This window comes from Oryzihumus leptocrescens (assembly GCF_006716205.1).
Classification (GTDB): domain Bacteria; phylum Actinomycetota; class Actinomycetes; order Actinomycetales; family Dermatophilaceae; genus Oryzihumus; species Oryzihumus leptocrescens.
Window position 1 is genome coordinate 49,609 of sequence record NZ_VFOQ01000003.1, and the last position, 18,206, is coordinate 67,814.

An 18,206-nucleotide genomic window follows, 5' to 3' on the forward strand; every position below is an offset into this window, starting at 1 on the left:
CGCACGCTCCCGCTGCCTCGGCAGCAGCCGAAGGGGTCTGGTTCCACGTGGAACCAGGCCCCTTCGTCATGCCCGGGCGCCGAGGGTCGGCGACGCCGGTCCGGACCCGGACGCGAGGCCTGTCGCCTCAGGGGTGCGGTGGCACCTCGATCCCGCGGATGAGCAGGTCGCGCAGGGCCGGCAGCGGCACCGGCCGGGAGAAGAGATAGCCCTGCGCGAACAACCCGCCGAGGTCTCGCACCGCGTGCAGCTGCTCGGCGGTCTCGACCCCCTCGACGACGCAGGCCAGGCCCAGGTCCCGCGCCAGGGTGTTGACGGAGCGCACGATGACCGCGTCGCGCTCGGAGCCGGGCAGGCCGCGGACGAAGGCCTGGTCGACCTTGACGAAGCTGACCGGGAACCGGCGCAGGTAGGTCAGGGAGGAGTAGCCGGTGCCGAAGTCGTCGATGCCGATGCCGACCCCGTGGTCGCGCAGCGTGTTGAGCTGGGTCAGGGTGGCGTCGTTGAACTCCAGCAGCGCGGACTCGGTCAGCTCCAGGGACAGCCCGTCCGGCTCCAGCCCGGTCTCCTCGAGCACGCCGAGCACCTCGGCGGCCAGGCCCGGCAGGGCGGCCTGCCGGGCCGACAGGTTCACCGTCACCGCCATCGCCCAGCCGGTCTCCCGGCGCAGCTGCGCCACCTCGGTGCAGGCCTGGCGCAGCACCCAGGAGCCGAGCGCCGTGATCAGGCCGGTCTCCTCGGCCACGTCGACGAGCTCGGCGGTGCGGATCAGCCCACCGTCCCGGTCGACCATCTTGACCAGGGCCTCAGCGCACACCACCTCGCCCAGGGCGAGGTCGACGATCGGCTGGAAATGGACCTGCAGGCCCTCACCGGCCAGCCCGCGGCGCAACGCTGCGGCGGTCCGCGTGCGGGACTGGTTCGTGGCATGCAGGGACTCGTCGTAGACGTCGGCGCGGTCCTTGCCGCGCCGCTTGGCGAGGTACATCGCCGCGTCGGCACGCCGGACCAGCTCCTCGGCGTCGAGGAACCGGGCACCCCCGGGTGGTGAGCTGAGCGCGATACCGATGCTGGCGGTGACCTCCAGCTCACCACCGGAGAAGGGGATCGGTGTGGCGAGGGCGTGCTCGACCCTGGCCGCGAGCTCCAGCGCCGCGGCGTGGGTGGACACCCCGCAGCAGACGACGACGAACTCGTCCCCACCGAACCGGGCGACCAGGTCCCCGGGACGGACGGCCAGGGGGAGCCGGCGCGCGACCTCCTGCAGGACGGTGTCGCCGGTGGAGTGCCCGTGGGTGTCGTTGACGACCTTGAAGCTGTCGAGGTCGACGAACAGCACCGCCAGGTCGTCGGTGGAGTCGACCAGGGCGCTGAGGCTGCGGCCGAGGCTGCCCCGGTTGGCCAGTCCGGTGAGCGCGTCGTGCTGCGCCTGGCGGTGCAGGTCGGCCTCGGCCTGGCGACGGTCGGTGATGTCCTCGACCTGGGCCAGGGTGTAGGGCTGGCCGTCCGGGAAGGTCACCCGGGTCACCGAGAGCAGGCCCCAGACCACCCGTCCGCTGGAGTGCAGGTAGCGCTTCTCCACCCGGTAGACCTGACCGGTGGTGTGGTCGAGGGTGGCGCTGATCCGGGCGTTGCCAGCCACGTCGTCGGGGTGGGTGAAGACGTCCGAGGACCGGCCGACGATGTCCTCCTCCGGCAGCCCGAGCATCGCCGAGAACGCGGGGTTGACCGAGACGAAGTGCCCGAGGCTGTCGGACAGGGCCATGGCCACCGGGGAGCTGAGGAACATCGTGCGGAACCGCGCCTCGTGGGCGGCGCGCTCCTCCAGGGCCCGCTGCCGCTCGAGCACCCGGGCCAGCTCGTGGGCGACGATGCGCAGCGTTCCGCGGTGGTCGGTGGCCGCGGAGGCCTCGCCGGTGTCGAAGAACTCGCAGACGCTCGTGACCGTGTCGCGGAGGGTCACCGGCACGACGTGCGCCGTGCGCACCCCGGCGTGCCCGAGCGCGGCCTCGAACGCGTCGTCCGAGGACGGGTCGACGTCGTACACGCCGGCGCCGTCGCGGTCGGTGACCCGCCCGTTGGCGTCACTCGCGTCGAACACGGCCGGCACCACCGTGGCCGCCTGGTCGAGGGCGAGCGGGAGGACGTCGGCGGCGGGGCCGGCCGCCACGTGCCGCACGGGCGCGGCGGGGACGAGGCGGTCGTCGCCGGTCCGGCACGGCCGCAGCAGGGCCGCGGCGAAGCCGAAGTGCTCGCACGTCGCCCGGAGAGCCTCGGCCGCCGCCTCCTCGATGGTCAGCGCGTCGTTGGCAGCGGTGGCCACGGTGTGCAGCAGCCGCAGCCGTGCTGCGGCGTCCATCGACTCCTGGTGGGCGCGGGCGAGCAGCTCCCGGGACCGCGTCTCCTCGGTGACGTCGCGGACCTCCATCTGCACCCCGGTCTGGCCCTCCCAGGGCACGGCGCTGGCCGTGATCTCGACGATGATCCGTCCGCCGTCGAGCCGCACCGCCTCGCGGCGCCCGGCGATCTCGTTGCGCCCCGCGAGGATGTTGGCGATCATCGAGGCGGCCTCGTAGCGGTCGGACTCGGGGATGACGTCGAGCACCGACCGGCCGAGCAGGTCCTCCTCGGTGGCCGCCCCGAGCAGCCGCAGCGCGGCCGCGTTGGCGTAGCGGAACCGCCCCTGGACGTGCACGACGATCGCGAACGGGGAGTGCTCGACGAGGGCGCGGTAGCGCTGCTCGGTCTCCGCGAGGGAGCTGCGGGTGCGTTCCAGCTCGGTGACATCGGTGGCGATGCCGGCGACCGCGTAGGTACGGCCGCTGACGTCGACGAGCGGGAACCGCTGGGTGATGTAGGTCCGGGTCCCACCCTCAGCATCCAGGAAGCTCTCGTGGCTGGTCTGCACCCGACCGGTGCGGAGCACCAGCTCGTCCTGGGCGCGGACCTGGGCGGCGTACACCGCGGGCAGGACGTCCTCGAGCTGGGCGCCGACGACCTCGGCCACCGGGCGGTCGACCTGTGCCGCGAACGCGTCGTTGGCCAGCAGCAGCCGCCCGTCGTCAGCACTGCGCACGCTGATCACGGCGTCGGAGTGGCGCAGCAGGCCCTCCAGGTATGCCGTCACGTCGGCGATGCCCGCCTGGGCAGGGAGGGGGACGTTCATGACCACCCCTCCTGTCACCGGCGCCGGGGAGCGGGCGGCGTCCCCTGTTGGCCGCCAAGGCTAGCCAGCGGGGCGGTCGTCACGGTCGTTGTTTGCCCAAAGATGTCCCTTCTGCTGGTGTCCAGTGCCCCTCCCCGGACCGGGGGGACCCGGCATACGCTGGCCGCACCCGCGCCCCTGAGCGAGAAGGACACCAGCCGTGAGCACCCCTGCACCCCGCATCACCCACCTCGTCGGCGGCGCCCCCTGGACAGGGGTCGCCGAGCGCACCAGCCCGGTCTACAACCCGGCCAGCGGCGAGGTCACCGGCCAGCTCGACCTCGCCTCGGCGGCCACCGTCGACGAGGTCGTCAAGGTCGCCCACGACGCCGGCCGCGAGTGGGGGCAGGCCTCGCTCACCCGGCGGGCGCAGGTCCTCTTCGCGTTCCGGGAGCTGCTCAACGCCCGCAAGGAGGAGATCGCCGCGCTCATCACCGCCGAGCACGGCAAGGTCCTCTCCGACGCCCTGGGTGAGGTGACCCGCGGGCTCGAGGTCGTCGAGTTCGCCTGCGGGATCCCGCACCTGCTCAAGGGCGGCTTCAGCGAGAACGTCTCGACCAAGGTCGACGTCTACTCCATCCGCCAGGCGCTCGGCGTCGTCGCGGTCATCTCGCCGTTCAACTTCCCGGCCATGGTGCCGATGTGGTTCGTCCCGATCGCCGTGGCCTGCGGCAACGCGGTGGTCATCAAGCCCTCCGAGAAGGACCCGTCGGCCGTCAACGCGGTCGCGCAGCTGTGGAAGGAGGCCGGGCTGCCCGACGGCGTGGTCAACGTCGTCCACGGGGACAAGGAGGCGGTGGACCGGCTGCTGGAGCACCCCGACGTCAAGGCGGTCTCGTTCGTCGGGTCCACCCCGATCGCGAAGTACGTCTACGAGAAGGGCACCGCCGCGGGCAAGCGGGTGCAGGCCCTCGGTGGGGCGAAGAACCACATGGTGGTGCTGCCGGACGCCGACCTGGACCTTGCGGCCGACGCCGCGGTCAACGCCGGATTCGGCTCGGCCGGGGAGCGGTGCATGGCCATCTCGGCACTGGTCGCGGTCGAGCCGGTCGCGGACGACCTGGTCGAGCGGATCCGCGCGCGCATGGCCACCCTGCGCACTGGTGACGGGACGCGGGGCTGCGACATGGGCCCGCTGGTGACCGGCGCGCACCGCGACAAGGTCGTCGGCTACGTCGAGGCGGGGGTGGAGTCGGGCGCCACGCTCGTGGTCGACGGGCGTGACGGTGACGTCGACGGCGACGAGGGCGGCTTCTGGCTGCGCCCGACCCTGTTCGACCACGTCACCCCGGACATGTCGATCTACACCGACGAGATCTTCGGCCCGGTGCTGTCGGTGGTGCGGGTGCCCTCCTACGACGCGGCGCTGGAGCTGGTCAACGCCAACCCCTACGGCAACGGCACCGCGATCTTCACCAACGACGGCGGTGCCGCCCGGCGCTACCAGAACGAGGTCGAGGTGGGCATGGTCGGCGTCAACGTGCCGATCCCGGTGCCCATGGCCTACTACTCCTTCGGGGGCTGGAAGAGCTCGCTGTTCGGCGACAGCCACGCCCACGGCACCGAGGGAGTGCACTTCTTCACCCGCGGCAAGGTGGTCACCTCGCGCTGGCTCGACCCCAGCCACGGCGGGCTCAACCTGGGCTTCCCCACGCACGACTGACCGTCTTGGCGCACAGTGGGGTCGCCGGCGGGCCGGTTTCCGGACCTCCGGCGCCCCCGGCTTGCGCACAGGTCGTGATGGTCAGCGGCGGGAGGCCCCGGTGACCAGCCAGGCGTCGGAGCGGGCGCGCCAGCCCAGCGCCACCCCGCGCAGCACCATGAAGCCCACGAACACCCACCACAGCACGGTGAGCGCGTGCGCCTGGGCGGTGACCGGGTCGCCGGTGAGCAGGTCCGGTGCGGCCCGGCGGACCGCGAGCACCGCCGGCACGTAGAGGACCAGCAGCACGACCTGGGCGCCGGCGAGCCACCGGCCGTCGCCGGCGCCGATGAGCACCCCGTCGAGGACGAACACCACGCCGGACACGGGCTGGGACAGGGCCACGACCACCAGCGCCGCGGCCAGCGCCGAGCGCACCGCGGGGTCGGTGGTGAACAGGTCGGGCAGCAGCTCGTGCCCGGCCAGGACCAGCGCTCCGAGCACCACCCCGGCGCCGGCGCCCCAGCGCAGCATGGTCGTCGTGGCCGAGCGGGCCGCGTCGACGTCGGCGGCCCCGAGCGCCTTGCCGGTCAGCGCCTGCGCCGCGATGGCCAGGGCGTCCAGGGCGAAGGTCAGGAAGCTCCACACCGTCGCCGACACCTGGTAGGCGGCCAGCGGGACGTCGCCGAGCCCCGCGGCCACCCACGTGGTCAGCAGCAGGACCGCGCGCAGCGCGAGCGTGCGCACCAGCAGCGGCACGCCCTGCCCCGCCGCGTGCAGCACCCGCGTCGGGTGCGGCCGCAGCCCCGCACCCAGCTCGCGCGCCCGGTGGGTGACGACGAGGACCAGGCCGGCCGCCATACCGGTCTGGGCCAGGACGGTGCCGAGCGCGGACCCGGCAATGCCCAGGTGCAGGCCGAGGACGAGCACCAGGTTGAGCGCCAGGTTGGCGCTGAAGCCCACCACCGAGGCCACCAGCGGGGTGCGGGTGTCCTGCAGCCCGCGCAGGACGCCGGTGACGGCCAGGACGAGGAGCATGGCCGGTATGCCGAGCGCGGACACCCGCAGGTAGGTCACCGCCTGCGCGTGCGCGGCCGGCGAGGCGCCGAAGACGGCGGCGATCGCGTCGGCGGCCAGCCCGACGGCGGAGGCAGTGACCACGCCGAGGACCAGCGCGAGCCAGAGCCCGGCCACGCCCGCCTCGACCGCGGTCCGCTCCGAGCCCGCACCGACCTGACGGGCCACGGTGCTCGTGGTGCCGTAGGCGAGGAAGACGAAGACGTTCGCCGCGGTCACCAGGGCCGCGCTGGCCACGCCGAGACCCGCCAGCGGCGCGGTGCCGAGGTGGCCCACGATGGCCGAGTCGGCCAGCAGGAACAGCGGCTCGGCGATGAGCGCGAGGAACGCCGGCACCGCGAGCCGCAGGATCTCCCGCTGCTGGCTGGTCGTGGTGCTGGTCCGGGCGGTCACGGCGGGCAGCCTAGGCCGGTGCCGCGCCCGGCGTCGGTAGGGTCCGCCTCGTGACCGGGCGTGAGGCGGTGCTGGCGTGGGTGGCCGACCAGGTGGTGGGCCTGCCTGCCGACCGGGTGCGCCGGGTGGGGGTGGACGGGGTCGACGGGGCGGGCAAGACGGTCTTCGCCGACGAGCTGGCGGCGGTGCTCTCCGGCCGCGGGGTGTGCGTGGTCCGGGCCTCGGTGGACGGGTTCCACCACCCCGCACCGGTGCGCCACCGCCGCGGCCGGCGCTCGCCGGAGGGCTTCTTCCGCGACTCCTACGACTACGCCCGGATGCAGGAGGCGCTGCTGGACCCGGCGGCACCCGGCGGCTCCGGGATGGTGCGCACGGCGGTGCACGACGTCGCGGCGGACGCACCGGTCGAGACGCCACCGGTGCGCGTCGACGCCGGGGACGTGCTGCTCGTGGACGGGATCTTCCTGCATCGCCCCGAGCTGCGCGGGCACTGGGACTGGTCGGTGTTCCTGCAGGTCGACTTCGCCGTGTCGGTGCCGCGCGGGGCCGGCCGGGACGGCACCGACCCGGACCCGGCGGCGGACTCCCAGCAGCGCTACGTGCAGGGGCAGCGGCTCTACCTCGCCGAGTGTGAGCCGCGCCGGCACGCCAGCGCGGTCATCGACAACACCGACCTGGCCGCGCCGCGGGTGCTCACAGGTTCTTGAGCGCCTCGCGGCGGGACAGCGGGGCCATCCGGTCGCCCCAGGCGGCCACGACCTCGAGCACCCAGTCCCCGGCCTCGGGGCCGAGGTGGGCGTGCTGGCGCAACGCCCAGCCGATCGCCTTGCGGATGAAGAGCTCCCGGTCGGCCAGGTTGGGCTCGATGACGTCGACGAGCAGCTGCCGGTCGAGCTCGTCCTTGCTGGAGAGCTGGCTCAGGATCGCGGTCCGCCGCACCCACAGGTCAGGGTCCCGGGCCCACTGCCGCATCCGGTCGGCCTCGGTGTCGGGGTGCGCGCGCAGGATGTCCCCGATGCGGTGCGAGGCGATCTCGTCGACGACGTCCCACCACGCCCCGGTCACCACCAGGTGTCGGAAGAGCGGCACGCTGGCCACCTCCCGCGCCCAGGTGCGGTAGGTGCGGTGCCCGGCGAGGGCCAGCGCGGCATACCGCTCCTCCCGGTATGCCGCGTCGTCCCACAGGCAGCGCACGGCCGCCTCCCACTCCGCCCGGTCGGCGAGCTGGTGGGCGGGGTCGGCCAGCAGCGGGCGGAGGGTGGACCGCAGCGCCGGGGCGGTGAGCCCGCGGAACGGCATCGCGGACTTCATGTAGGCCTGTTGACCAGCGGCGCGGACGGGGTCGGCGGCCTCGGCCAGTGCCGCCCGGACGGTGCGGACCAGGGCGGCGCCGGGGGTGGCCGGGGTGGTATCGGGCATGGGCGCACCGTAGTGGCGATCTTTTTTCTGTCCACAGCCGGTGGACGGCCGTTTGTGCACGCCAGCGTGCGTGGCGCCGCGGGGTTTCCCCGGCAATTCACAGGGTTGTCCACACGGTGTGCACACTCGTCCACGGCGTGGTGCACACGTTGTCCCCACGTTGTCCACAGGCCTGTGTTGAGGGGCTGCCACCCGCGGACCTACCGTTCTCCGCACGGGCGTTCCTGGCCGACACGACGGCCACCTTCCGGGGGAGTGTCAGACCACAGTGGTTGTCTGGTGTCACAGCCGGAACACCCGGTGCGGCCGTGTTCATCGAAGGGGACCAGGTGTCGATCGCGGAGCTGGATGTCAGCGCCTACGGCGGTTCGTCGTCCCCTGACGGCCCCGACATGGACCGCCTGCCGCCGCAGGACGTCCACGCCGAGCAGAGCGTGCTCGGCGGCATGCTGCTGTCCAAGGACGCCATCGCCGACTGCGTCGAGACGCTCAAAGGCGTCGACTTCTACCGGCCGGCGCACGAGCTGATCTACGACGCGATCCTCGACCTCTACGGTCGCGGTGAGCCGGCCGACGCGATCACCGTCTCCGACGAGCTGAGCAAGCGCGGTGACCTGCAGCGCGTCGGCGGCCAGGCCTACCTGCACCAGCTGATCCAGTCGGTGCCGACGGCGGCCAACGCCGGCTACTACGGCCAGATCGTGGCTGAGCGCGCGGTGCTGCGCCGCCTCGTCGAAGCGGGCACCCGGATCGTGCAGCTCGGCTACGCCCAGGGCGGCGGCGACGTCGAGGACATCGTCAACGCCGCGCAGGCCGAGGTCTACGCCGTCGCCGACAAGCGCGGTGGCGAGGACTACCACGTGCTCGGCGACATCCTCGAGGCCGCCGTCGACGAGATCGAGCACGCCTCGGGCAGCAGCGGCGAGATGACCGGCGTGCCCACCGGGTTCACCGACTTCGACGCGCTGACCAACGGCCTGCACCCGGGCCAGATGATCGTCGTCGCCGCGCGTCCCGCGGTCGGCAAGTCGACCTGGGCGCTGGACATCGCCCGGTCCGCGGCGATCAAGCACAAGCAGGCGACCGTCGTCTTCAGCCTGGAGATGAGCCGCACCGAGATCACCATGCGCCTGCTGTCGGCCGAGGCCGGCATCCAGCTGCAGCACATGCGCAAGGGCACCATGCGCGACGAGGACTGGACCCGCCTCGCGCGCACCATGGGCGAGGTCTCCGACGCGCCGCTGTTCATCGACGACAGCCCCAACATGTCGCTGATGGAGATCCGGGCCAAGTGCCGCCGGCTCAAGCAGCGCAACAACCTGCGCCTGGTGATCATCGACTACCTGCAGCTGATGAGCTCGGGCAAGCGCGTCGAGTCCCGCCAGCAGGAGGTCTCGGAGTTCTCCCGTGCGCTCAAGCTGCTCGCCAAGGAGCTCGAGGTGCCGGTCATCGCGCTCTCCCAGCTCAACCGTGGTCCCGAGCAGCGCACCGACAAGAAGCCGCAGATGAGCGACCTGCGTGAGTCGGGCTCGATCGAGCAGGACGCCGACATGGTCATCCTGCTGCACCGCGAGTCCCTCTACGAACGCGAGTCGCCGCGCGAGGGCGAGGCCGACCTGATCGTGGCCAAGCACCGTAACGGCCCCACCGACACCATCGTCGTGGCGTTCCAGGGCCACTACTCGCGCTTCACCAACATGGCCTCCAGCTTCTGATGTCGTCGATCACCGACGGGGTCGCCACCGCGGCCTCCTGGGAGGCGGAGTACGCCAACGGCCGCTACCTGGAGGAGGCGCCGGTCAGCTTCGTGCGCTACATCCTCGACGCCGCCGCGGACGCGCACCTGCCCGGCGAGGCGCTCTACGTCGGATGTGGCAACGGCCGCAACGTGGAGCCGCTGGCCGACGCCGGCCTGGACGTGCTCGGCCTCGACCTCGCGCCCACCGCGATCGCCCAGGCCCGGCGCCGGCTGCCAGAGCGGGCCGACCGGTTCCAGGTCGGCAGCCTCGACGACCTGCCCTCCGGGGCGACCTGGCCGGTGGTCATCGGCATCCAGGTGTTCCAGCACGGCACCCGCGCGGAGGCGCACCGCCACCTCGCCGCCGCGGCGGAGCGAGTGGCGCCCGGGGGCCTGCTATGCGTCCGGGTCAACGCCTCGGCCACAGACGTCTGGCCGGCACACCGGGTCATCGAGCTCGGTGACGACGCCGGGTTCACGGTCCGCTACACCGAGGGGCCCAAGGCCGGGCTGGCGGTCCACTTCTTCGCCGCGGACGAGATCCGCGAGCTGCTTGGTCCGGCGTTCACCCCCGTGCGCGACCTCAGCCTCGACGTCACCCAGCGCGAGGCGCCGGGCGTGGGCCAGTGGTCCCAGTGGGAAGGCATCTGGCGCCGCGACGGCGCCTGAGGGTGCACCGCGGACCGCGGCTGGGACCCGGCGACCACCGGGCAGGTCACGGGCAGGGGCAGCGCCGCTCCTGCGGGAGAGGCCCCGGTCCACCCGAGACGTTGACTGCTGCGGGTGCGCTGTCAGCCGGCGTGCCCACCACGCTGACGGCCGGCGACTCGAGCGCCGGGACAGCCGACGCGCCCGCATGAGTGCCGAAGGGGCTGGGGACCACGCCGACCGAGGTCAGCGCCGAGAGCATGGCCACGGTCAAGGCGGCCACGATGAGCAGTGACGCACCGATCGCCCCGGCCATCTGCCGCCGCGTCCACCCCACGCAAGCCCCCAGTCCTCGCCGGCCACGGGATGTCCGCGCCGTGCGCCAGTATGCCCTCGGATCGTCACGAAAGGGACCCATGAGTGAGCCACCGACCACGGTCCGGCGACTGGTCGAGGACATCCGGCCCTTCGACCGGCAGGAGGACGCCGACCGGGCTGCCGTGCTGGGCTGGCTCAACGAGACAGACGACGTCTTCCGCCGCGCGAAGCCCCGCACCCCGCCGCAGCACCTGGTCTCCTACTTCCTGCTCGTCGACCCGGTCGGTCCCCAGATCCTGCTCGTGGACCACCGCAAGTCCGGCCTGTGGCTGCCTGCCGGGGGCCACGTCGAGCCGGGCGAGAGCCCCGTGGACACCGTCCGCCGCGAGGTCGCCGAGGAGCTGGGCATCGCCGCGAGCTTCCCGGCCTGGCTCGGCGAGAAGGCGTTCTTCCTGACCGTGACCGAGACGGTGGGGGACCCCAGCGTGCGGCACGTGGACGTCAGCCTCTGGTTCGTCCTGCAGGGTGACCGGCGGCAGGCGCTGACGCCGGACCCGGGCGAGTTCCGGGCGGTGCGGTGGTGGACGCCGCAAGAGGTGACCGAGGCCGACCCCGCCATCTTCGACCCCCACCTGGGACGCATGCTGGCCAAGCTGGCCGAGGCCATCCCGGCCCAGCCCGGGCGGGAGACTCCAGCGGCCCGGTCGTGATGCCGGACCAACCATGGCGGAGCAGGCTTGCCACATGATCGGACGCCTCGAGAAGACCGTCATCGACTGCCCTGACCCCCGCCGGCTCGCGGACTTCTACTGCCAGGTCCTCGGCATGCAGGTCGCCGAGGACCAGGAGGACTGGGTGGTGATCGGGTCCGCACCGGGCCGGCGCGAGGTGGCCTTCCAGCGGGTCAGCACCTGGCGGCCCCCGCGGTGGCCGGACCCCGAGCATCCCCAGCAGCTGCACCTCGACATCCGCGTGACCGACCCGGACGAGGCCGAGCGCCAGCTCGTCGCCGCGGGCGCCACCAGGACGCCCGGCGCGCGCGAGACCGGCTTCCGCGTCTTCGCGGATCCCGTGGGCCATCCGTTCTGCACCGTCTTCGGCCCCCTCGGCGGCTGAGGCGCGCCCACAGTCGGCACGTCGCCCGTCAAACCGCGCAGGCAGGACGCCCGAGGCCCGTGCATTCACCGGTGGCGGCGGTGCCCGCGGGTCGCGACCGTGGCCGGCAGGGACGTCCGAGCCGAGGGAGGCCGCCGTGGACATCTCCGGCTACTGGCCACTGCTGCTCGCCGGGCTCGTCGGCTCCTTCGCCCACGAGGGGATGCGGGCGCTCTCGGCGTTCGTCGACGGGGTGCGTCCAGGTGCGATCGAGCTGGCCTGGTCCGTCCTGCTCATCGTGCTGGGAGCCGCCGCCCCGCTGCTCTACGGCACCGGCATCCGCTCCTTCTTCGAGGCGGTGCAGCTCGGGGTGAGCATCCCGGCGATCGTCTCCCTGGGCTTCCGTGCGGCCACCCCCCAGAGCGTGCGCGCCGAGCCACGCGGCGCGGGGTACCCGCGGTGGGCCAACTACCTCTCGTGGCGGTTCTGAGCCGTCCCGAGCCCGGTATGCCGCGCCGCCACCACCGCGCCGGAAAAGGGACTCCGGCCGCGGCGGCGTCCGTGGCAAGGTCGGGGCATGACCGACATCGCGATCGAGCGCGCGGCCGCGGCCGACCTTCCCCGCCTGGTGCGGCTGGAGGTCGAGGCGGGGCAGCTGTTCCACACCGTCGGACTGCACGAGGTGGCCGACCACGAGGCCACCGTCGAGGAGCTGCAGGAGCCGTTGGCGCAGCAGCGGATCTGGGTGGTTCGTCGCGACGGTGAGGCCGCGGGATACGTCGTGGCCGAGGTGCTCGACGGCAACGCGCACGTCGCCCAGGTCTCGGTCGCTCCCCGGCACGGGCGGCAGGGGATCGGTCGGGCGCTGGTGCGGCACGTCGAGGCGTGGGGGCAGGCGGCGGGTCGCCCGGCCACGACCCTGACGACCTTCCGCGACGTCCCGTGGAACGGGCCGTACTACGCCCGTCTGGGCTACACCGAGCTCCCCGCAGCCGACATCGGCCCGGAGCTCGCTGCGACCATGGCGCACGAGGCGTCGTTGCCCGGCATCGACGCCGAGGATCGCTGCGCCATGGTCCGGCCGTACGTCGGAAGGACGTCCTGACCGGGCGCCTCCGAGTGCCCGCGCTGACCAACCGGCCGAACCCGGAGGCGAGCCGCCCGGCACACCGGGCACACTCCTCCCCATGACTTCGGGCAGGGGCAGCGGTGTCGACAGGTCCTGGCGGTGGCAGCCGCCTCCGGGATGGCCGGTGCCTCCTCCGGGCTGGTCCCCGCCGCCGGGCTGGGCGCCGGACCCGTCCTGGCCGGAGCCGCCGCACGGATGGACCTGGTGGCGGGCCGATCCGGTTCGGGCGCGGGGGCTGGCGACGGGGTGGCTGGTGACCCTCGCGGTCGCCGCAGGGGTCGTCGTACCGGCGCTGGTCGTCGGGCTGGTCGTGACGGTGGTGATGCTGGGCGGGTCCGCGGGCCCGGGCGGCTGCGGCCCGCGTGACCCGGCGACCGGCGCAGCGGCACAGCTCGACCTGGTCAACGACACCGAGGCCGCGGTGTTCCTGGACGACTGCCAGGGCCAGGGCTGCCTGCTCGCCGAGTCCGCCGACCGCATCGCGCCGGATGACGACCTCGTCGTCCCGCTCAGCTGCTCGGACGGCGACGTCCCCGAGACGTCCTGGCGGATCAGGTCAGACGATGGCGAGGCGCTGGGTTACCTCGTCATCAGCTCCCCGGCCGACGCCGACGGGGCCACGTTCTTCGTGACGGACGCGAGTCCGGACCGCCGCACGACGACCTCCGGCGAGTAGCGGGTGGCGCGGCCGGTCGGGTCGGCCGTGGGGTAAGGGCTTTGCCGCCACGGCCCGGGGGCCGGACACTCATCACATGCCGACCCTGTCCCACCTGCTGGCCTTCGCCGCCGTCGCGGCGGTGGTGGTCGCCGTCCCCGGCCCCAGCCTGCTGTTCACCATCGGGCGGGCGCTGACGGTCGGCCGCGGGCCGGCCCTGTTCACCGTGCTCGGCAACGGGATCGGCCTGCTCGCCCAGGTCGCCCTGGTCGCCGGAGGCCTCGGAGCGCTGCTGGCCGCGTCCGCCACGGCATACACGCTGGTCAAGCTGGCCGGGGCGGCCTACCTGGTCTGGCTGGGCGTCGACGCGGTCCGACACCGGCGGCGGCTGGGGGCGGCGCTCGGCAGCGGTCGTCGGGGCGCCACCGGCGGGTGGCCGAGCCTGCGCACCGGTGTGCTCGTCGGCGTCACCAACGCCAAGACCGTGGTGTTCCTGTCCTCGCTGCTGCCGCAGTTCGTCGACCCGTCCGGCCCGGCCGCGGCCCAGATGCTCGCGCTCGGAACGCTGTTCGCCGCGATGGCCGTGGTCGGTGACAGCGTCTGGGCCCTGGCCGCGGGCCGGGCGCGGGACTGGTTCGCCGGGCGGCCGCGACGGCTGGAGTCCGGCGGCGGCGCAGGAGGAGTGATGATGGTCGGCCTCGGCGTCACCGTCGCCCTGACCGGCCGCCCGGACTGACCGGCCGCCCGGACTCACCGGCCGCCCGGACTCACCGGCCACCTGGGCTGACCGGCCGGACGGCGGGACCGAGGTCCGGCACCGGCTGCACCCCCGGGGGCCACCATCGTGACGTCGGCACGAGGGACGGGGGCACGTCATGCAGGGACGAGCACGACGAGCGCCGTGGTGGCGGGGACGGCTCGTGCGCTGGGTGCTGCTGCCCGTCGCGGCGGCCCTCGCCTTCTTCGTCGCCGCGATGAGGAGCGGGTCCCGACCGCTGGTCGACATCGTCCGGCAGGGCAACAAGCGCGTGCTCAACCCGGTGATGCTCAGGCTGGCGGGCCGCCGGCACTGGTACGCCGCCCGGGTCGAGCACGTCGGGCGCCGGTCCGGGCGGCCCTACGCCACCCCGGTCGTCGCGGTGCCCGTCGAGGGTGGCTTCGCCATCCCCCTGCCCTACGGCGACCAGGTCGACTGGCTGCGCAACGTCCTGGCCGCGGGCGAGGCGACCGTCGTGCTCGACGGCGTCCGGCACCAGGTCACGCAGCCGGTCGTCGTGCCGTCCGAGGCCGTCCTCGCCACGGTGCCTCCGGACTGGGGCACCAGGACCCGGGTCTACCGCATCCAGCACTGGCTGCGGGTGAGCGAGGTCTCCCCCGGGTGAGCCGCCCTCAGACCCAGTGGTTGTCGTGGCGCAGGAAGAACTCGGTGCGCTCCTGGTCGGTCATCGCCTCACGCCGGGCCGCGTCGAAGAGCGTCTCGAAGTAGTCCTCCCGCGGCGCGCCGGGGGCGAACAGCAGCAGCATCGACGCGGGCTCGCCCGACTCGTTGCGGAACCCGTGGATCCCGCCGACCGGCACGTAGAGGAAGTCCCCGGCGGTGGCGTCGACCCAGTCGGTGCCGTCGAAGAGCCGCACGGTGCCGGACAGGATGAAGAACGACTCCGACAAGGTGCGGTGGAAGTGGGCGTCCGGGCCGCTCACGTGCGGGCCGAAGTCCCAGCGGTAGAGCCCGAACTCGCCGCCCGTCTGCGCCGTCGTGGCCAGGTAGTGCACCTGGTTGCCTCCCGGCTGGCCCAGCTCCGGCGCCTGCGTGGCCGGCCGCATCCACGCGCTGACCTCGCCTGCCTCCCCGTGGTAACGCTCCGGCGGGTACGACATGGGTGGCTCCCCTCTCGTGGTGTCTGCGGCAGTCTGCCGCTCATGTCCAGATGGCGCAGGGGATCTCGTCGCTGAACCGCTCCGGCGGTGCCGGAAGTGAGCGCGCCTGCCCCGCCGCCCACCGGCTCGCCGACCAGGCGGCCGCGGCCGCGTCGAGCACGTCGTCGACCGCGGCCAGCGCGCCGGCCGGGCCGAGGTCCTCCGGCACCGGTATGCCGTGCCGCGCCAGCAGCGCGCGCCGCTCCTGGGTGCCGGCCCAGGTCTTCTTGCCCGCCGCGAGCGGGCCGCCGGCCATGGCCGCGAAGCTCAGCTCGGGGTGGACCTCCACGACGACCGGGTCCGCGCTGTCGCGGACGAGCGCGTCGACCTCGAGGACCTTGGTGCGCAGGGCGAACGCCTGACGGGACAGGCCCTCGCCGGCCAGCTCGCGGTTCACTGCGACCGCCTCGGCGAAGTCGGCCGTGAGCAGGGCCGGTCGCACCGGCGTGAGGAAGAGGGACTGCCAGCGTGGGCCAAGAGCCTTGCGCGCCAACACATCGGCCTGGCGCCGGCCGGCATCTGGCAGGCCGATCGGCATGTCGACGCCGACACAGGCCAGACCTCCGTCGCGCCCCGCCGCGTCGAGCACCTCGGTGATCGTCGCGCCGTGCACCGCCGTGACGTGCCCACCGTCGAGGACGATGCCGACCCAACCGGTGCGGCACCCGTCGACGCCGAGGACCCGAACGCTCACCCGGCCTGTCTACCAGCCGCCGCCGGCCCGCGGAGGTGACGGCACGGCATACCCGGGAACCGAACGGCCCGGGCGCGCATCAAGGTGAGCACCTACCTCGCCGGCCACCGGCCGGCACCGACATCGGAGCGTTGTCCCACATGAAGATTCCTTCGATCGCGATCAAGCTCGTCGTGCTCGCCGCCGTGGTCGCGGCGGTCGTGACCGGCGGCATGGTGCTCACCTCGTTCGACCGGACGCAGGGCGGTGAGATCGCGGTCGTCCGCAACGGCGGACCCTTCGACAACAACCGGATCCGCCAGATCATCGAGCCGGCCTCGTCGCGGACCTACACCGGGCTGTTCTCGCAGTCGCACAAGTACCCGGCGCAGCAGCGCTTCTACACGATCACCTCCGACGCCAAGCGCGGCGACCGGACCGGTGTCGACGTCGAGAACGACCCGACCGCCGACGGCGTGGAGATCGGCATCGAGGGCACGATCTACTTCACCCTCAACACCGACAGCGCGGCCCTGAAGGCGTTCGACGACAAGTACGGCACCCGCAAGTACCAGGGCCTGGACGGGCAGTACCGCGCCGCCTGGGACGGTGACGAGGGCTGGAACTCCTTCCTCGACGCCATCGTGCGGCCGGTGATCAGCAACGACCTGCGCCAGCAGATCGGGGACTTCCGCTGCGCCGAGCTGCAGGCCTCCTGCGCCCTCGTGCAGAGCGGTGCCCAGCAGGCGGCGAACCCCTCGGCCGCCGCCGCGGTCTTCACCGGCGCCGCCGGCCGGCAGAACAACGTCAACATCCAGAAGATCCAGCAGGCGATCAACACCTCGCTCGAGGACGACCTGACCTCGACCCTGGGCGGGAAGTTCGTCACCAACGTGCGGTTCAACCTGGCCAAGATCACCCTGCCGGTGAAGGTGCAGAACGCCATCGACGACGCCCAGGCCGAGTTCGCCGGCGTGTCCAAGTCGCAGGCCAAGGTCGCCCAGGCCAAGGCGGAGGCCGCGGCCAACGAGCAGCGCCAGAACGGCTACCTCAAGTGCCCGGCCTGCGCGACCATCGACACCCTCAAGGCGATCCCGCCGACCGTGACGACGTTCGCCCCCGGCGCCGGCTTCGCGATCACCCCGGGCAAGTGAGCACCGCCGGTCCGGACCCGTTCCACGACGGGTCCGGACCGGCGTACTGTCGGCAGGGACGGGACCGTGCAGGTCCCACAACGGAGCCGACGATGTCCGACAAGTCCCCGCGTCACACCATGTCGAAGAAGTCCGGCAAGTCCATCAAGGAGAAGCGGGCCGAGAAGAAGGCCAAGGCCTCCACCGAGACGAGCCACGAGTTCATCGCGGGGGCCCGGAAGCGCTGAGCGCCCCCGCCACCGCGGCGATGTCGGCGGGCCCCACCCGGCAGCACCCGCCGACCGCCGACGCGCCCGCGTCCAACCAGCCGGTCACCTGCCCGACGGTGAAGGCGGAGTCGCCGGTCCACGACCGGGTCCGGGCGTCCCACCCCTCCCCGCTGTTGGGGTAGGCGAGCACCGGCTTGCCCGAGGCGGCCGCGACCGGGACCAGCTCGGCCACCTCGCCGGGCGCGGTGCAGTTGACGCCGACCGCGACGACGGCGTCGACGTCGGCGGCCATGGCGAAGGCCTCCGCCGGGTCCTCCCCGCGCCGGGTCCGCCCGCCGGCACACGTCAGGGACAGCCAGGCCGGTATGCCGTCCAGCCGGGCCAGCTCCTCCAGGAGCGCCTCCACCTCGGCCAGGCACGGCATGGTCTCGACCGCCAGGACGTCGGCGCCGGCCTCGGCGAGCACCTCCAGCCGTGGCCGGTGGAAGGCCCTCAGTCCCAGCACGTCCAGGTCGTAGGCGCCGGTGTACTCCGAGCCGTCGGCGAGGGACGCGCCATACGGGCCGACGGAGGCGGCGACGAACAGGGAGCCCGGCGCGGGCATGCCGGCACGCGCCTGGTCGGCGAGCCGGACGCTGCGGCGCATCAGCGCCGCGGCCTCCTCCCGGGACAGGCCCGCCGCGGCGAACCCCCCGAAGCTGGCCTGGTAGCTGGCCGTCGTGGCCACCCGCGCCCCGGCGGCGTAGAAGGCCCGGTGGGCCGCGACGACGGCGTGCGGGTCGTCGGCGAGCAGGCGGGCCGACCACAGCGCGTCGGACAGGTCGTGGCCCTGCGCCTCGAGCTCGGTGGCCAGGCCGCCGTCGAGGACCAGCCCGCCCTCGGCCAGGGCACCCGCGAAGTCCGCCATGGCACCATCCTCACCCCTGCCGGGACC

20 protein-coding genes are annotated in these 18,206 nt (G+C 73.4%); 13 read left to right on the forward strand and 7 right to left on the reverse strand.

The annotated features are described in order from the left end of the window. Positions 1 to 127 precede the first annotated feature (127 nt). The gene (locus FB474_RS19655; protein ID WP_141790569.1) at positions 128 to 3,166 is read right to left on the reverse strand and encodes a sensor domain-containing protein; all 3,039 of its coding nucleotides are present in this window, start codon (positions 3,164 to 3,166) and stop codon (positions 128 to 130) included. A gap of 199 nt (positions 3,167 to 3,365) precedes the next feature. On the opposite strand from FB474_RS19655, the gene FB474_RS19660 reads away from it, so the two are divergent. After that, positions 3,366 to 4,868 carry a CoA-acylating methylmalonate-semialdehyde dehydrogenase gene (locus tag FB474_RS19660; RefSeq protein WP_141790570.1) on the forward strand — a complete coding sequence of 501 codons (1,503 nt, stop codon included), beginning with the start codon at positions 3,366 to 3,368 and terminating at the stop codon, positions 4,866 to 4,868. A gap of 81 nt (positions 4,869 to 4,949) precedes the next feature. Here FB474_RS19660 and FB474_RS19665 read toward each other — a convergent pair whose 3' ends face one another. Beyond that, a complete protein-coding gene (locus tag FB474_RS19665) occupies positions 4,950 to 6,317 on the reverse strand; it encodes an MATE family efflux transporter (RefSeq protein WP_141790571.1) in 1,368 nt (455 codons plus the stop codon). Positions 6,318 to 6,367: 50 nt separating this feature from the next. Here FB474_RS19665 and FB474_RS19670 point away from each other — a divergent pair, with 50 nt between their 5' ends. After that, positions 6,368 to 7,024 carry a nucleoside/nucleotide kinase family protein gene (locus tag FB474_RS19670; RefSeq protein ID WP_141790572.1) on the forward strand — a complete coding sequence of 219 codons (657 nt, stop codon included), beginning with the start codon at positions 6,368 to 6,370 and terminating at the stop codon, positions 7,022 to 7,024. Here the strand turns inward: FB474_RS19670 and FB474_RS19675 are convergent. Then, a complete protein-coding gene (locus FB474_RS19675; RefSeq protein ID WP_141790573.1) occupies positions 7,011 to 7,736 on the reverse strand; it encodes a DNA alkylation repair protein in 726 nt (241 codons plus the stop codon). The two genes, FB474_RS19670 and FB474_RS19675, sit on opposite strands and share 14 nt — an antisense overlap. 329 nt (positions 7,737 to 8,065) lie before the next feature. On the opposite strand from FB474_RS19675, the gene dnaB reads away from it, so the two are divergent. Both dnaB and FB474_RS19685 read left to right on the forward strand, forming a co-directional pair. Further along, a complete protein-coding gene (gene dnaB / locus FB474_RS19680) occupies positions 8,066 to 9,451 on the forward strand; it encodes a replicative DNA helicase (protein WP_425465327.1) in 1,386 nt (461 codons plus the stop codon). Then, on the forward strand, positions 9,451 to 10,143 hold the full coding sequence (locus tag FB474_RS19685; protein WP_141790574.1) for a class I SAM-dependent methyltransferase: 693 nt from the start codon (positions 9,451 to 9,453) through the stop codon (positions 10,141 to 10,143). The genes dnaB and FB474_RS19685 overlap by 1 nt, the downstream gene beginning before the upstream one ends. A 46-nt stretch (positions 10,144 to 10,189) precedes the next feature. On the opposite strand, the gene FB474_RS20890 is transcribed toward FB474_RS19685, so the two are convergent. Next, a complete protein-coding gene (locus FB474_RS20890; protein ID WP_185746285.1) occupies positions 10,190 to 10,459 on the reverse strand; it encodes a hypothetical protein in 270 nt (89 codons plus the stop codon). A gap of 79 nt (positions 10,460 to 10,538) precedes the next feature. On the opposite strand from FB474_RS20890, the gene FB474_RS19690 reads away from it, so the two are divergent. The 7 genes from FB474_RS19690 (at position 10,539) to FB474_RS19720 (ending at position 14,701) form a co-directional block, all read left to right on the forward strand. Beyond that, positions 10,539 to 11,150, forward strand: coding sequence for an NUDIX hydrolase (locus tag FB474_RS19690; protein WP_141790575.1), 612 nt, complete (start codon positions 10,539 to 10,541; stop codon positions 11,148 to 11,150). 34 nt (positions 11,151 to 11,184) lie between these two features. Next, positions 11,185 to 11,556 (forward strand): VOC family protein, encoded by a 372-nt coding sequence (locus tag FB474_RS19695; RefSeq protein WP_141790576.1) that lies wholly within the window; start codon positions 11,185 to 11,187, stop codon positions 11,554 to 11,556. A gap of 136 nt (positions 11,557 to 11,692) precedes the next feature. Then, on the forward strand, positions 11,693 to 12,025 hold the full coding sequence (locus tag FB474_RS19700) for a hypothetical protein (RefSeq protein ID WP_141790577.1): 333 nt from the start codon (positions 11,693 to 11,695) through the stop codon (positions 12,023 to 12,025). An 87-nt stretch (positions 12,026 to 12,112) separates the two neighbouring features. Further along, positions 12,113 to 12,640 (forward strand): GNAT family N-acetyltransferase, encoded by a 528-nt coding sequence (locus FB474_RS19705; RefSeq protein ID WP_141790578.1) that lies wholly within the window; start codon positions 12,113 to 12,115, stop codon positions 12,638 to 12,640. A 277-nt stretch (positions 12,641 to 12,917) separates the two neighbouring features. Then, positions 12,918 to 13,340, forward strand: a complete 423-nt coding sequence (locus tag FB474_RS19710) for a hypothetical protein (protein WP_185746286.1) — start codon at positions 12,918 to 12,920, stop codon at positions 13,338 to 13,340. Positions 13,341 to 13,416: 76 nt separating this feature from the next. Continuing rightward, entirely contained in the window at positions 13,417 to 14,055 is a 639-nt protein-coding gene (locus FB474_RS19715; protein WP_141790580.1) for a LysE family translocator, read from the forward strand. Between the two features lie 139 nt (positions 14,056 to 14,194). Further along, positions 14,195 to 14,701, forward strand: a complete 507-nt coding sequence (locus tag FB474_RS19720; protein ID WP_221632707.1) for a nitroreductase family deazaflavin-dependent oxidoreductase — start codon at positions 14,195 to 14,197, stop codon at positions 14,699 to 14,701. A 7-nt stretch (positions 14,702 to 14,708) separates the two neighbouring features. Here FB474_RS19720 and FB474_RS19725 read toward each other — a convergent pair whose 3' ends face one another. Continuing rightward, positions 14,709 to 15,197 carry a cupin domain-containing protein gene (locus tag FB474_RS19725; protein WP_141790581.1) on the reverse strand — a complete coding sequence of 163 codons (489 nt, stop codon included), beginning with the start codon at positions 15,195 to 15,197 and terminating at the stop codon, positions 14,709 to 14,711. 40 nt (positions 15,198 to 15,237) lie between these two features. Then, positions 15,238 to 15,930, reverse strand: coding sequence for a DUF429 domain-containing protein (locus FB474_RS19730; RefSeq protein ID WP_141790582.1), 693 nt, complete (start codon positions 15,928 to 15,930; stop codon positions 15,238 to 15,240). Between the two features lie 140 nt (positions 15,931 to 16,070). Here FB474_RS19730 and FB474_RS19735 point away from each other — a divergent pair, with 140 nt between their 5' ends. Together FB474_RS19735 and FB474_RS21385 are read left to right on the forward strand one after the other, a co-directional pair. Further along, positions 16,071 to 17,063: an SPFH domain-containing protein gene (locus FB474_RS19735; protein ID WP_141790583.1), complete on the forward strand. Its 993-nt coding sequence runs from the start codon at positions 16,071 to 16,073 to the stop codon at positions 17,061 to 17,063. Between the two features lie 92 nt (positions 17,064 to 17,155). Then, positions 17,156 to 17,290, forward strand: a complete 135-nt coding sequence (locus FB474_RS21385) for a hypothetical protein (RefSeq protein WP_281286378.1) — start codon at positions 17,156 to 17,158, stop codon at positions 17,288 to 17,290. Here FB474_RS21385 and mmuM read toward each other — a convergent pair. Further along, complete coding sequence (gene mmuM, locus FB474_RS19740; RefSeq protein WP_141790584.1) at positions 17,265 to 18,179, reverse strand: homocysteine S-methyltransferase; 915 nt, start codon at positions 18,177 to 18,179, stop codon at positions 17,265 to 17,267. The two genes, FB474_RS21385 and mmuM, sit on opposite strands and share 26 nt — an antisense overlap. Positions 18,180 to 18,206: the final 27 nt, after the last annotated feature.

Coding starts and splice junctions, on each gene's coding strand:
- FB474_RS19655 (WP_141790569.1), bottom strand. CDS start 3,166: ATGAACGTCCCCCTCCCTGCCCAGGCGGGCATCGCCGACGTGACGGCA.
- FB474_RS19675 (WP_141790573.1), bottom strand. CDS start 7,736: ATGCCCGATACCACCCCGGCCACCCCCGGCGCCGCCCTGGTCCGCACC.
- FB474_RS19685 (WP_141790574.1), top strand. CDS start 9,451: ATGTCGTCGATCACCGACGGGGTCGCCACCGCGGCCTCCTGGGAGGCG.
- FB474_RS19690 (WP_141790575.1), top strand. CDS start 10,539: ATGAGTGAGCCACCGACCACGGTCCGGCGACTGGTCGAGGACATCCGG.
- FB474_RS19695 (WP_141790576.1), top strand. CDS start 11,185: ATGATCGGACGCCTCGAGAAGACCGTCATCGACTGCCCTGACCCCCGC.
- FB474_RS19705 (WP_141790578.1), top strand. CDS start 12,113: ATGACCGACATCGCGATCGAGCGCGCGGCCGCGGCCGACCTTCCCCGC.
- FB474_RS19715 (WP_141790580.1), top strand. CDS start 13,417: ATGCCGACCCTGTCCCACCTGCTGGCCTTCGCCGCCGTCGCGGCGGTG.
- FB474_RS19720 (WP_221632707.1), top strand. CDS start 14,195: ATGCAGGGACGAGCACGACGAGCGCCGTGGTGGCGGGGACGGCTCGTG.
- FB474_RS19725 (WP_141790581.1), bottom strand. CDS start 15,197: ATGTCGTACCCGCCGGAGCGTTACCACGGGGAGGCAGGCGAGGTCAGC.
- FB474_RS19735 (WP_141790583.1), top strand. CDS start 16,071: ATGAAGATTCCTTCGATCGCGATCAAGCTCGTCGTGCTCGCCGCCGTG.
- FB474_RS21385 (WP_281286378.1), top strand. CDS start 17,156: ATGTCCGACAAGTCCCCGCGTCACACCATGTCGAAGAAGTCCGGCAAG.
- mmuM (WP_141790584.1), bottom strand. CDS start 18,179: ATGGCGGACTTCGCGGGTGCCCTGGCCGAGGGCGGGCTGGTCCTCGAC.